Here is a 12,266-nt window from a genome sequence, read left to right as displayed (position 1 = left end):
ATCAGGAAAAGCCGCAAGGGCTACAGTCTGCCGCGCAACAGCCATTCAACGGCATCGACGAATCAACCAGGAAAGGAATTCGCCATGGACATGGAATATCGCGCGCTTGGACAGTCGGGGCTCAAGGTGCCCGCGTTGAGCTTCGGGGCCGGCACGTTCGGCGGCAGCGGGCCGCTCTTCGGCGCGTGGGGCAACACGGACGCCACGCAGGCTCGCCGTCTGATCGACATCTGTATGGACGCGGGCGTGAATCTCTTCGATACCGCCGACGTGTACTCGAACGGCGCCTCCGAGGAAGTGCTGGGCGCCGCCATCAAGGGCCGCCGCGACCGCGTGCTGATCTCCACGAAAACCGGCCTGCCGACAGGCGATGGCCCGAACGACGCCGGCACCTCGCGCTTTCGTCTTGTCCGCGCGGTGGACGACGCGCTGCGCCGGCTCGGCACCGACTACATCGACCTGCTGCAACTGCACGCCTTCGACGCGGCCACGCCCGTCGAAGAAGTGCTGGCCACGCTCGACAGCCTCGTGCGTGCCGGCAAGCTGCGTTACGTGGGCGTATCGAATTTCGCGGGCTGGCAGATCATGAAGTCCCTCGCGGTGGCGGACCAGCACGGCTGGCCGCGCTATGTGGCCAACCAGGTCTACTACTCGCTGATCGGCCGCGACTACGAGTGGGACCTGATGCCCCTCGGCGCGGACCAGGGGCTGGGCGCGCTGGTGTGGAGCCCGCTGGGCTGGGGGCGCCTCACGGGCCAGGTGCGGCGCGGTGCGCCGCTGCCCGAACGCAGCCGCCTGCATGAAACGGCGAGCTTCGGGCCGCCGGTGGACGACGAGTATCTCTACCGCGTGGTCGATGCGCTCGACGACGTGGCCGCAGAGACCGGCAAGACGGTGCCGCAGGTCGCGCTCAACTGGCTGCTGCAGCGGCCCACGGTGTCGTCGGTGATCATCGGGGCTCGCAACGAGGCGCAGTTGCGGCAGAACCTGGGCGCCGTGGGCTGGTCGCTCACGGCGGAACAGGTGGCGCGCCTGGATGCGGCAAGCGCCGTTACGGCGCCTTATCCGTACTTTCCGTATCGACGGCAGGAGGCGTTTGCGAGGGTTAATGCGCCGATGCGGGGGTGAGGGGGGGAAATGCCTTAATGGGATTCGCCCGGCATCGCGTACAAGACCAGATCGGCGCCGTCGATGCCGTGATAGCGCATCGACAGCCGATACCCGAGCCGATGCAGCTGCAAGGGAATTTCGATCATGTCGGGCGCGTGATGATAGATGCTCACGGCGAGCATGGGCTTCTTCTCGCGCAGCAGGTCCAGCGATTCGGTGATGATGGCCGACTCCGCGCCTTCCACGTCGAACTTCACATAGCACGGGCCGTCCACGTCTTTCATGAAGTGTTCGAGCGTATGGCAGCGCACCACGACCTGTCCGTTTTCGGACAGCCGCGCCGCCATGTCGCCCGTCGCGTCGAACCGGAGTTCGCCTTCTTTGCCATCCACGGCCGCGTGGTGCGCGACGTGGTCGATGCCGAGCGCCTCGAGATAAGCCTGTAGTTTCGCGAAATTCTGTGGGTCCGCTTCGATCGCGACGATCTTGCCCGGACGCGGAAAGTGCTCGACGAAGAGCTTCACCGTGTCGCCGTCGAAGGCGCCCGCGTCGATGAAGCTCACTTTCTCCTCGAACGGCAGACCGATGCCGGCCGGGAAATACGGCGTGGCCGAATGCTCTTCGAAGTTCCATTCGAGCGTGAGGCGAAACGTGAGCTGTTCCAGGAACGTGCGACGCGATGTTTCATCGGCCAGCGCTTCGTACAGCGCCACGATGTCGTCGCGATAGCGGCGATAGACGTCCGGGTGCGCGGCATGGGCGAACGTCAGTTGCGGAAAGAGCCACGGAATATGCATGAACGACAGCGTGTTCGGGCCGAATCGCTGCAGCGTCTTGAGGTAGTCGTGGCGCGGGTTGTGAATGCACACGATCACCGTGGTCGAAGCATCGGGCCGCTCGCCGAACACCGGCAACCCTTCGATGATCGTGCCGCGCTTGCCCGGCGTGTCGTCGATGAATCCACGCGGCTCGACACCGATCTGCCGGAACTGCGCGAGCGCCGCGCGGCCCATGTTGCCCGCGCCGAGCAGACAGAAATTGTTCGGGTCGAACGCAGCTGTCTTCGCGTCGAGTTCGCGGGCCGCGCGTTCGAACAGCGCGTCGATGGTTTCGTGGAGAGAGGTCATAGCCTGTTGATCCTGCTTTGCCGCCATTCGATGGCGGACGGTGCCGTTTGCCTGCCCTGGCCGAAGAACACGCGTTGTTCGTGCGTCTTCAACCGGTCGCCGATCATGCCCATGAAGTCGTACTGCTGGGCCATGAACGGCGGCACGATGATGTGATTGACGGCGCGCCGCTTCGCGTTCGACGAATTCTTGCCGGTGCGGTGAAACAGCATGCTGTCGAACAGAATCCAGTCGCCGGGCTGCGCGTGCACGCACAACTGGTTTTCCAGCACATAGCGGTCGGACGGAAACTTCTCGACCTTGTGCGTGGCAGGCAGTACGTAAGTGCCGCCCGTGATGTCGTCGAACGGATCGACGCAAAGCAGCGCGCTCAACGCGAGACAGCGCGACGAAGTCCAGTGCTGGTAGTTCAGGTCGCGATGCCACGAGAACTGATAGTGGTTCGTCGTGGGCACGTTGATGATGGCGTTCTGCGAATACAGGATGTAGTTCCTGCCCAGCAGCGCATCTGCCACTGCGTGCACCTTCGGGTCCATCGCGACATCGATGAAGAGATCGAAATCGGCGCACGGCGCTCTCGCGATGTTCGCGTCGTTGATTCGCGCCAGGTTCTGTTCGCCGCCCAGCGCCTCGCACTGCTTCTGATACGACTTGTCCGAATACTCGGAGACGCGCGCGATCGTGGCGGCATCGAAGCTGCCGCGAATCACGCTATAGCCTTTCGTGAAAATCTCTTCGACACAGAAGTCGATGTCCGTGGCCGATGTGTGCCTTTCGGTGATGCCGTGGCAGATAACGTGTTGGTCGAGCGTGCTCATTGTCTGGGTGAGATATCAGGCGGTTCGATTCAAAGCGGCCACGAATAGAAGTCGTGCACGACGGTGCGTGCGCCGAACGCCTCTTTCTGGGCGATGAGCCCCGCATTCAGCTTCAATCCCTGTTCTTCGGTCGAAATGCCGAAGCTGAAGAATGTGCGGTCGTGATACTTCGCGATCAGTTCGGCTACTAGCAGATCCAGTGCGCCGATTTCGCGGCCATCGTCGGAATTCGCCATGTATTGCGTGTGGACCACGTGCCCGAAGTCGTACAGCACGACGCCGGCAAGCAGCGCCTCTTGCTGCTCTGCGACGTGCAGCGTGATGGCATCGGGAAAGCGGCCGGACAGTAATTCCAGTTCGGCGCACGAGTGAGTGGGCTTCGCGCCGAACTTCCCGAGCACCTGCGCAAGCAGCGCGTGAAAGCGCTCGAAGTCATGCGACTGCCGAACCGTGACGCCGCATTTCTTCGCCTTGTTGATAGCCCACTTGCGGCCCTTCGAAAACGAAAACGGTTCTTGCAGATGAATCACCGACGACGCATCGCGCCGAACCAGCTTCGCGCCGGCGCAGGTCAACGCGTAGAGATCGTTCTGGCAGGGCAGGCGGTGAAACACGGCCGGAACGGCCTTGTAGACGACGGTCTGCACGCCGAGCCCGCGGTAGTGTTCGCGAATGGCGGCAAAGGCGAGCAACGTGTCGTGCGTGCCCAGGTCCTCGGTGTGAAGCAGTCCGCCGTAGGTGAGCCCGCCGTGCGAACTCACGGTCTCGCCGCTGCGGCTCGCGGGAAAAACGGCCACGGGCTTCTGATTGCGCAACAGGATCAACGAACAGTCTTCGAACCGGTCCCGGTGGTAATCCATGTAGCCGCGCAGATGCAGCAGATTGCCGTTGCACGACTGCCGCACCGTCTGGTCCCAGAGGGCGGCGTCTTCGGTCGAATAGGGCTTGAGCGAGATCGTCGTGTCCACGGCGCGTTTGAGGTTCAGTGTGTCGCCGTGCGGCTCAGCGCGGTTCGATCTCGTCGAGCGTCACGCCCGTCGCTTTTGCGCAGCCGAAACCGTCGTAGCCCATGTTGTTGCCGTTGTAGAACATGTAGGTGTCGTTGCGCACGGTAATCAACGCGGGGTAGCAGAGCGTTTGGGAGTCCCAGCCCGTCGCGGAGAGCGCGATGCCGAGCTGATCGTCGTGCCGCGTCCAGCGCCTGCCATCGGGCGAGCGCGCGAGCCCCGGGAAGTAGTCGCCTTCGCGCGTGCCCTTCGTGTAATACATGACGTGCTCGCCGCCCATCACGTAGACGCGCGGCCGGCCGATGCGGTACTCGCTGCCGCGCACGTCGACGCAGAGGTCGCCTCGCCGCGGCACGTCGAGCAGGTCGTCGGCTTCCACGTAGCGAATGTGATATTGCGGAAACGGCTTGCCGTCGATGATTTCCCAATCGTCGCCGGATGCGTACCAGAGCCGCCAGCGGCCGTTTTCGAAGCGTGCCGTATGGATGGCGCCGATGGTGGACTGGCCCGCCGCGCGATCGAGAATGGGCGATTCGCTGAGGCGCGCAAACGAGTGGCCGCCGTCGGTGGAAAGCGCGACGCCGCTGAATGCGAGGAACTTGGCCTTCGCCACGAGTTGAAAGCCCACGTAGAACATGTACACGCCGCGCGGGCCGCGCACCACGTCGCCCAGAATGACGCCGTTGTCGTCGAAGCAGCCGTTGCGGCCGATGTCGAGCACGGGTGCATCGGCAACATGGAGAACGTGCCGCGGGTCTTCGGCGTCCACGTCCACGTAGCCGATGCGGCTTACGCCCGCTTCGTCGCGAAAGCCCGCATACACGCGAATCGTGCGGTCATCGAGCCTGAAAGGCGTGGGCGTGAGCGCCGAGTTCTTCATCCACGGCTTGCCTTGCGTCGCGGTATGAAAAACGGCGCCCAGTTTTTCCCAATGAATCGTCGTCATGTGCGTGCGGTGGAGGTCTTACAGGTCCACTTCGGTTGCGAGCTTGCCCGGCACCTGCTTCGCGCCCGTGGCAACGTAGATGCGGTTGGCTTCGGTGTCTTTGGTGATGAGGGCGCCCGAGCCGATCACGCATTGGTCGCCCACCTTCACGTGGTCGTTGAACGTGCTGTTCACGCCGAGGAAGCAGTATTCGCCAATCTCGCAGTAGCCCGAGATCACCACGTGCGACGAGATGAACGTGTGGTCCTTCACGACGCTGCGATGCCCCACGTGATTGCCGCTCCACAGAATGCAGTTGTTGCCGATGGTCACGAACGGCTGGATCACGTTGTTCTCGAAGATGAACGTGTTTTCGCCGACCACCGCGTTGCGCCAGACGAACGCGCGCGAGCTGATGTAAGTAGCGAAGCGGTAGCCCTTCTTCTTCGCGTCCAGGTAGAAACGCGTTCGCAACGCGTTGAGCTGCGACGACGGAATCGCCACGAACACGGTGTATTCCGAAGGCGGGTAGAGCGTTTCCAGCTCTTCGTACGCCACCACGGGTTTGCCGTTGAGTTCCGGCTGGCGGATGTAGTCGCGCTCCACCGAAAACGCCACGACCTCGTAGTCGGAATCGTGCGTGAAGTATTCGTCTGCGATCTCGGCCATTTCGCCGGCGCCGATCAATACGAGTTTGCTGGCCATCTTTGCTCCTCCTTCAAAGCCCCGGCTATGGATGACCGAGGCTGCTCACACCGCGTCTACCTGTACTGCGTCACCCGCACTTCAACCCGCGGGAATGAATGCGTGCCATTGCCCGAGGAAGCGGTCGTCGGCGCCCGGCACGCCTGCGGCCAGTTCCCGCATCAACGCGCTGAAGGGCGCCATGTTCGCCACGTCCGCCATGCGGGTTGCGATGATGGCGTCCACGGTCCGGTAGCACTGTGCCGCCTGTTCATGCTGCAACTTGCCGAGGCGCTGTCCTGCGACGCCCAGCGCGGCCCACGCGAGCACGGCGAGCTTGTACGCGTGGCTCGTCGTCTGCTGCGTGATCTGCTGGGGGCTCAGGCGGAAGTAGCCGAGCGGGTCGTTGATCACGCACAGCGGCTTTCTGAGACTCGCCGAGAGAAAGAGCCCGATGTCCGCGAGACCGACGTACGAAATGCCGGCGAGCGTCGTATCGAGCAGCAGGTTCGCAGCGTCGCGCGTGAACACCGCGTTCGAAAATTCACCGAGCCAGTTGTTGCACGCCGGCACCGTCAACGCGAAGGCAAGCTCGGGCGGCAGCGAAAACACGCGCTGCTGATGCTGGACGACCGCGTCCGGACGCGGCAACTGACTCACGGGCTAGCCGGACTCGAGCGCAGTCCACCGGCGGCTCACCGAGCAGTCGAACGCGCCGCCTGCATGCACCGCGGCGTGAAACGCGTAGAACTCGGGATAGATGACGTCGTCGTCGAAGAGCAGGTGGGCGAGCGGCGTCGCGCCATTCCAGGTCCTCAGCAAATGCCGGCAGTTTTCGATGCCGCCCGCGCGTGGACCCTGGATCACTTCGATGTTCATGTCCGCCGTCGCGCTCTTGAGCGGTTCGCTTTGCAACGCGGCGAGAAATGCGCCGTCCGGGCTGTCGTCGGAAACGATGACGCGCGCCGGCTTCAGCGTCTGGTGCTTGAGCGCGATCAGCAGCTCGTTGAGGTACTTCGGCTTGTAAGCCGGAATGAGGGTCGTGATGGTCATGAGTTTATGGGCGCGGTTTATGGGCCCGAAACGCCGCCGAAGTAGTCCATCACGGCCTGCGCGACGGTATGTACGTGCTCGGCCTGCAGATACGTGGCAAAGGGAAGGCTCAACACTTCAGACTGCAAACGCGTGGCGATGGGCAGATCGGGCCACGTCTCGTTTGCGTAGGCGCGCTGGTGATGACTTGCAATCGGATAGTGGACGAGCGTGCCGATGCCGCGTTCGGTCAGGTGCGCCTGCAACGCATCGCGATGCGGCGTCTGGATGACGAAGAGATGCCAGACCGGCCCCACATGCGGCAGCGCCACAGGCAATTGCAGCGGCGCCTTGGCGAGCGCCTCGGCATAAGCGCCTGCCAGCGCGGCGCGGCGCGCGTTGTCCTCGTCGAGATAACGCAGCTTTACGCGCAGCACGGCGGACTGCATTTCGTCCAGACGCGAATTGACGCCGGCCAGATCGTGCCGGTACTTCACCTCGGAACCGTAGTTGCGCAGCTTGCGCAACGTGGCGGCGAGTTCGGGGTCGTTCGTCGTAACGGCGCCGCCGTCGCCGAGTGCGCCCAGGTTCTTGCCCGGGTAGAAGCTGAATCCTGCGGCGTCGCCCAAACTGCCCGCACGCCGGCCGCGATAGCGGGCACCGTGCGCCTGCGCGGCGTCTTCGATCACACGCAAGCCGTGCTTGCGCGCAATCGCGTTGATAGGGTCCATGTCGGCCGGCTGGCCGTACAGATGCACCGGCATGATGGCGCGCGTGCGCGGCGTGATGGCGGCTTCGACGCGCTGCGGGTCCAGGTTGCAGGTCTTCGGGTCCGGTTCGACAGGGACGATGCGCGCGCCGGCCTGGCTCACGGCGAGCCACGTCGCGATGAACGTGTTGGACGGCACGATCACTTCGTCGCCGGGGCCAATGCCATAGGCGCGCAGAATCAGATGCAGCGCGTCGAGCCCGTTCGCTACGCCGATGCAGTGCTCCACGCCGCAATACGCGGCGAATTCGCGTTCGAAGGCGAGCGTTTCTTCGCCCAGCACGTAACGGCCGGAGTCGATGACGCGGCCCACCGCGCTACGGATTTCGTCTTCGTAGCGCGCGTTGGCCAGCTTGAGATTCAGGAAATCGATTTTCATGCGTCGTTGCCGGTGCGCCGGCGGCCAGAATGTGCCCGGACCGTTTGCTCAGACCGTGGCGGCCTCGGGGTTGCGCGCGAGACGCAGGAATTCGTCGTGATCGCGAATGTAGTCGGCGGGATCGAATGCTGCGGAGGCGAGCACCATGCACACGCCGCCCGACGAGAAGTTGTCGAGCGTGCGCCACATCATCGGGCAAATATAGAGGCCGTAATACGAGCGGTTCAGATGAAAGCGCCGTTGCCGGTCGCCGTCGTCGAGCACGATGTCGAAGCTGCCCGACATCGCGATCACGAACTGATGCAGGTTGCGGTGCGCGTGCGAGCCGCGGTCCGAGCCGCCCGGCACGTCGTAGAGGTAATAGACCCGTTTGATGTCGAACGGGACGTGGTTGTCGCCCTCAACGAACGTGAGATTACCGCGCGGGTCGGTAATCTTGGGCAGTTCGATGATCCTGCAGTCGTTGAGTGGCATGACCACGTTCCTCCTGGCTCTGTCCATTGACGTTGAGCGCGCGTGGCGCGGGAGCCGCCGCGCACGGCTTTATGACTGGTTAAAGCTTAGTCCCGCAGGGCGCCTTTCAATCCGCCAAACAGAGTGGGCGTTTTGCCCCAATTCCGTGAGTGGGCCGCAGAGCGGCTTTACTGCGTGACCGCGCGCCTTGCTTCGATAGCGGCGTCCAGCAATGCGCCGCGCGTGCGCTCGAAAAGCTCCAGGTAGCCGGCGTCGCCAGTTTCGATGGCAGCGAGCTTCAACGCGTCCAGCATGGCGAGTTCGCCCGGATAAGGGCACACGAGCGAGCCGGACATCGGCAGACTCAACGGATCGAAACGCGCGGCGCGCCAGTGCGGCTCGGTGGCGAGCAGCAAAGACGCGATGCGCTCGATCACGAACACCTTCGCAGGCACCATCGTGCTGCCGTAGGGCACCGGCCCGTTGAGCAGTGCGGCAAGCTCGCCGTTGCCGCCTTCCGCCACGCCAAGGAGCATTTCGCAGGCAAGCAGCCAGCGGCGCCAGAACGCGGGCGTGGCCACGAAGTAGTTGCAGAAGATGGCGGAGCGCGAGTCCATGGCGAGCGTGTGCGGATCGAACCCGGGTGCGACATAGGGCACCGCGCTTTCAAACACGCGCCAGATGTCGGGGTGATTGGTGGCCGCCTGCTCGAAGGTGTTCAGATGGAACGCGCCCTGATCGAAGTAGGGCGAGAAGCTGATGACGTCCGTATCGGCCGGCACGCTCGCAATGAACGCATTGACAACGCTGGAGTCGAGCAGCGTCTTCTGCGCGAAGCGCGGCGAAAAGAAGCCGTAGAGCGTGTCTTCCTTCAACGCGCGCGAGAACAGGAACATGCGGATGGGCCAGTATTCACGCCAGTCCGCGCGGCCGCCGCGGTTGTCGAGCGGAATGAAGCCGGGGTCGAGCAGCAGGCGTGTTTCGTCCGAGTAGAAAATCTGATGGATCTCGATGCGCCGGTTGCCGGCCGCCAGCCGTGATGATTCAAGCATGATCTGCCTCTGAAAGTTGCTCGCCGGTTGCCCGCGACTTGCTTGCGTCGTGTCCGCGCGAGGAGGGGCCAAGGGACCCACGCAAGGCAGGAGTTTGAATGCCGGGCGCCCGTTCTTATCGCTGGAACAGCAAGCCAATTCCTGCCTATTTCGGGGCCAAGGCTGCGACGTGGCCGATGGTTTCGGGCGCCAGGCGGCCTTGGCGATGTGCCGAAAACGCACGGCAGCCGGCCTTTGCGTGCCGGCGCTGCTGTCCAAAATGGGCTGGAAACAAGGTGCTTTTCCGTCGATTGAAAGCCGGACGTCAGCGCTAAGCTTGCTCATCCTCCGGAGGGCCGCCCATACGTGCCAGGCCGGGCCGTTTCCATTTTTCGTCTCTCCCCCATGAAGCCCATCCGCCTGGTTTGCGGCACCCGCCACAACGAAGCCGACTTCGTCGCGAACTCCGCGCTCGGTCGCTCGCTGAAGCTCTATCACCACACGCCGCCCGCGCAGCTGCTGCTGTTCGACAACAACTCGGCGGGCCTGTCGACCATCTACAACCGCGCCATCGACCATGCCGCGCAGAACCCGGCGATCCTCGTGTTCGTCCACGACGACATCTCGCTGTGCGACTTCTTCTGGATGGAGCGCATCTACGAAGCCGTGCAGCGTTTCGACGTGGTGGGCCTTGCGGGCAACACGCGGCGCGTGCCGCGCCAGCCGGCGTGGGCTTTCGTCACGCCGGACTTTCAGTGGGACGCGCGCGAGTATCTGAGCGGCGTGGTGGGGCACGGCAAGGGTTTTCCGTGCAATAACGTGTCGCGCTTCGGTCCGGCGGGCGTCGAATGCAAGCTGCTCGACGGGCTGATGTTGATTGCCGACAGCGAGCGCCTCGTGCAAAGCGGCGTGCGCTTCGACGAGCAGTTCGACTTCCATTTCTACGACATGGACTTCTGCCGCCAGGCCGAACTCAAGGGGCTGCGTATGGGCACCTGGCCTCTCAGCGTCGTGCACGAGAGCGGCGGCGCGTTCGGCACGCCGTCGTGGCGCGCCGGTTACGAACGCTATCTGCGCAAATACGGCGAATGAGCACGTTGCCCACGGCTTCGTTTCCTCAGGGCGCGCCGGCACCGGCCGGCGCCGTGCCGCCCATCGAAAGCGGCCTCGCGCTTCAGCACGTGGGGCGCTTCGCGGAGGCGGCGGCCGTCTACCGGCAGATTCTCGCGGCGCAGCCGAACCATCCGGACGCGCTGCATCTGCTCGGACTCATCGCGTATCACGAAGGCAACTACGCGCGCTCGATGGAGCTCATCATGGCCGCGCTCACCTACCGCGCGAGCGAGATCTACTACAGCAATCTGGGCAACGCCCTGGGCGCGATGGGCAAGCGCGCGGCCGCGATGGAAAGCTATCGCCAGGCCATTGCGCTCAAGCCCGACTACATCCACGCGCACAACAACCTCGGCAACATGCTGCGCGACGACGGGAAGTTTGCCGAGGCGGTGCAGTGCTTCAAGACGGTGATCGCGCTCAAGCCCGATCACGCGGAGGCCTACAACAACCTCGCCAACGCGCAGGTGGATCTGGGCGATCTGGACGGCGCGATTGCGAGCTATCGCCGCGCCATTGCGTTGCGGCCCGATCTCGCGTCGGCGCGCAGCAATCTGCTGTTCATCCTCAGCTATCGCGAGGACCTGAGCCCGGCGGGGTATCTGGACGAGGCGCGCGCGTTCGGCGAAGAGGTGAGTGCGCGGGCGCGGCCGTGGACGAGCTGGAACGTGCCGCTCGAGCCGCGTCGTGAAGGCCAGCCTTTGCGCGTAGGTCTCGTATCCGGCGACTTCAAGGTGCACCCGACGGGGCATTTTCTGGAGAGCATCCTCGCGCACGTCGATCCGCGTCGGCTGGAACTCGTGGCATATCCCACGCGCCGGCTCGAAGACGCGCTCACTGCGCGCATCAAGCCGCGCTTCGCCGCGTGGACGAATCTCGCTGCGCTCTCCGACGAAGCGGCGGCTCAACGTATTCGCGAAGATCGCATCGACATGCTCGTGGACCTCTCGGGCCACATGAACTTCAACCGGCTGCCCGTGTTTGCGTGGCGACCCGCGCCGTTGCAGGTCAGTTGGCTCGGTTACTTCGCGAGCACGGGGCTCGCGTCGATCGATTACGTGCTGGGCGACCCGCACGTGTTGCCCGCAGGCAGCGAGGCGCAGTTCGTCGAGAAGCTCTGGCGTCTGCCCGACAGCTATCTCTGCTTCACGCCGCCCGCGGAACAGGTGGCTGTCGGCCCGTTGCCGATGCTCGCGCAGCAGCACGTCACGTTCGGCTGCTTCAACCATCTGATGAAGATGAACGACGCGGTGGTGGCCGTGTGGGCGCGTGTGCTGCACGCGGTGCCGGGCTCGCGGCTCTTCCTCAAGGCGGCGCAACTCGATGCCGCGTTCGCGCGCGAGACCACGCTGCGCCGTTTCGCGGCGCACGGCATCGGCGCGGAGCGTCTGATTCTGGAAGGCCGCTCGCCGCGCAACGAATACTTCGCGGCCTACAACCGCGTGGACATTGCGCTGAGTCCGTTTCCTTATCCGGGCGGCACGACGAGCGTGGAAGGGCTGTGGATGGGCGTGCCGGTGCTGTGCCGTCGCGGCGACCGTTTCCTCTCGAACATCTGCACGAGCATGCTGCATTCGGCGGGGCTGCCAGACTGGATCGCCGAAGACAACGACGACTACGTTGCGAAGGCCGTGGCCTTTGCGCACGACCGCGAACGGCTGGCTGCACTGCGCGGCGCGTTGCGCGATTCGGTGCTGGCCTCGCCGCTGTGCGACGCAGCGCGTTTCGCGCGCAACCTGGAAGCCGCGTTCGACGGCATGTGGCAGGCGCGCGTGGCGAGCGCGTCGTGAGCCATGTGACGAACCGCAGCGCTACTTG

13 protein-coding genes are annotated in these 12,266 nt (G+C 64.2%); 3 read left to right on the top strand and 10 right to left on the bottom strand.

Going from position 1 to position 12,266, the window contains the following annotated elements; translation table 11 throughout:
• Nucleotides 1-90 precede the first annotated feature (90 nt).
• Complete coding sequence (locus U0042_RS18955; RefSeq protein ID WP_114813964.1) at nt 91-1,128, top strand: aldo/keto reductase; 1,038 nt, start codon at nt 91-93, stop codon at nt 1,126-1,128.
• A gap of 14 nt (nt 1,129-1,142) precedes the next feature.
• Here the strand turns inward: U0042_RS18955 and U0042_RS18950 are convergent, their stop codons facing one another.
• From U0042_RS18950 to U0042_RS18905, 10 genes are all read right to left on the bottom strand, one after another.
• Nucleotides 1,143-2,237 (bottom strand): FkbM family methyltransferase, encoded by a 1,095-nt coding sequence (locus U0042_RS18950; RefSeq protein ID WP_157977878.1) that lies wholly within the window; start codon nt 2,235-2,237, stop codon nt 1,143-1,145.
• Nucleotides 2,234-3,055, bottom strand: a complete 822-nt coding sequence (locus tag U0042_RS18945) for a phytanoyl-CoA dioxygenase family protein (protein WP_114813816.1) — start codon at nt 3,053-3,055, stop codon at nt 2,234-2,236. Before U0042_RS18945 ends, U0042_RS18950 begins: the two co-directional genes overlap by 4 nt.
• Before the next feature lie 29 nt (nt 3,056-3,084).
• Nucleotides 3,085-4,023 carry a GNAT family N-acetyltransferase gene (locus U0042_RS18940; protein ID WP_114813813.1) on the bottom strand — a complete coding sequence of 313 codons (939 nt, stop codon included), beginning with the start codon at nt 4,021-4,023 and terminating at the stop codon, nt 3,085-3,087.
• A 34-nt stretch (nt 4,024-4,057) separates the two neighbouring features.
• A complete protein-coding gene (locus U0042_RS18935; protein ID WP_198665384.1) occupies nt 4,058-5,008 on the bottom strand; it encodes a hypothetical protein in 951 nt (316 codons plus the stop codon).
• A gap of 18 nt (nt 5,009-5,026) precedes the next feature.
• Nucleotides 5,027-5,692 (bottom strand): acetyltransferase, encoded by a 666-nt coding sequence (locus U0042_RS18930; RefSeq protein WP_114813811.1) that lies wholly within the window; start codon nt 5,690-5,692, stop codon nt 5,027-5,029.
• A gap of 81 nt (nt 5,693-5,773) precedes the next feature.
• The gene (locus U0042_RS18925; RefSeq protein WP_157977877.1) at nt 5,774-6,331 is read right to left on the bottom strand and encodes a hypothetical protein; all 558 of its coding nucleotides are present in this window, start codon (nt 6,329-6,331) and stop codon (nt 5,774-5,776) included.
• 3 nt (nt 6,332-6,334) lie between these two features.
• Nucleotides 6,335-6,724 carry a glycosyltransferase family 2 protein gene (locus U0042_RS18920; protein ID WP_114813808.1) on the bottom strand — a complete coding sequence of 130 codons (390 nt, stop codon included), beginning with the start codon at nt 6,722-6,724 and terminating at the stop codon, nt 6,335-6,337.
• 17 nt (nt 6,725-6,741) lie between these two features.
• Entirely contained in the window at nt 6,742-7,851 is a 1,110-nt protein-coding gene (locus U0042_RS18915) for a DegT/DnrJ/EryC1/StrS family aminotransferase (protein WP_114813806.1), read from the bottom strand.
• A 48-nt stretch (nt 7,852-7,899) separates the two neighbouring features.
• Nucleotides 7,900-8,325 (bottom strand): sugar 3,4-ketoisomerase, encoded by a 426-nt coding sequence (locus U0042_RS18910; protein ID WP_114813804.1) that lies wholly within the window; start codon nt 8,323-8,325, stop codon nt 7,900-7,902.
• A 167-nt stretch (nt 8,326-8,492) separates the two neighbouring features.
• On the bottom strand, nt 8,493-9,356 hold the full coding sequence (locus tag U0042_RS18905) for a hypothetical protein (RefSeq protein WP_114813802.1): 864 nt from the start codon (nt 9,354-9,356) through the stop codon (nt 8,493-8,495).
• A gap of 384 nt (nt 9,357-9,740) precedes the next feature.
• Between U0042_RS18905 and U0042_RS18900 the strand changes: the two genes are divergently transcribed.
• Both U0042_RS18900 and U0042_RS18895 read left to right on the top strand, forming a co-directional pair.
• Nucleotides 9,741-10,427 carry a glycosyltransferase gene (locus U0042_RS18900; protein WP_114813800.1) on the top strand — a complete coding sequence of 229 codons (687 nt, stop codon included), beginning with the start codon at nt 9,741-9,743 and terminating at the stop codon, nt 10,425-10,427.
• Nucleotides 10,424-12,238 carry a tetratricopeptide repeat protein gene (locus tag U0042_RS18895; protein WP_114813798.1) on the top strand — a complete coding sequence of 605 codons (1,815 nt, stop codon included), beginning with the start codon at nt 10,424-10,426 and terminating at the stop codon, nt 12,236-12,238. The genes U0042_RS18900 and U0042_RS18895 overlap by 4 nt, the downstream gene beginning before the upstream one ends.
• Nucleotides 12,239-12,266: the final 28 nt, after the last annotated feature.

This window comes from Paraburkholderia kururiensis (assembly GCF_034424375.1).
Taxonomy (GTDB): domain Bacteria; phylum Pseudomonadota; class Gammaproteobacteria; order Burkholderiales; family Burkholderiaceae; genus Paraburkholderia; species Paraburkholderia kururiensis_A.
Note: the sequence above shows the minus strand (reverse complement) of the source record. Positions and strands in the feature narration are given on the sequence as shown.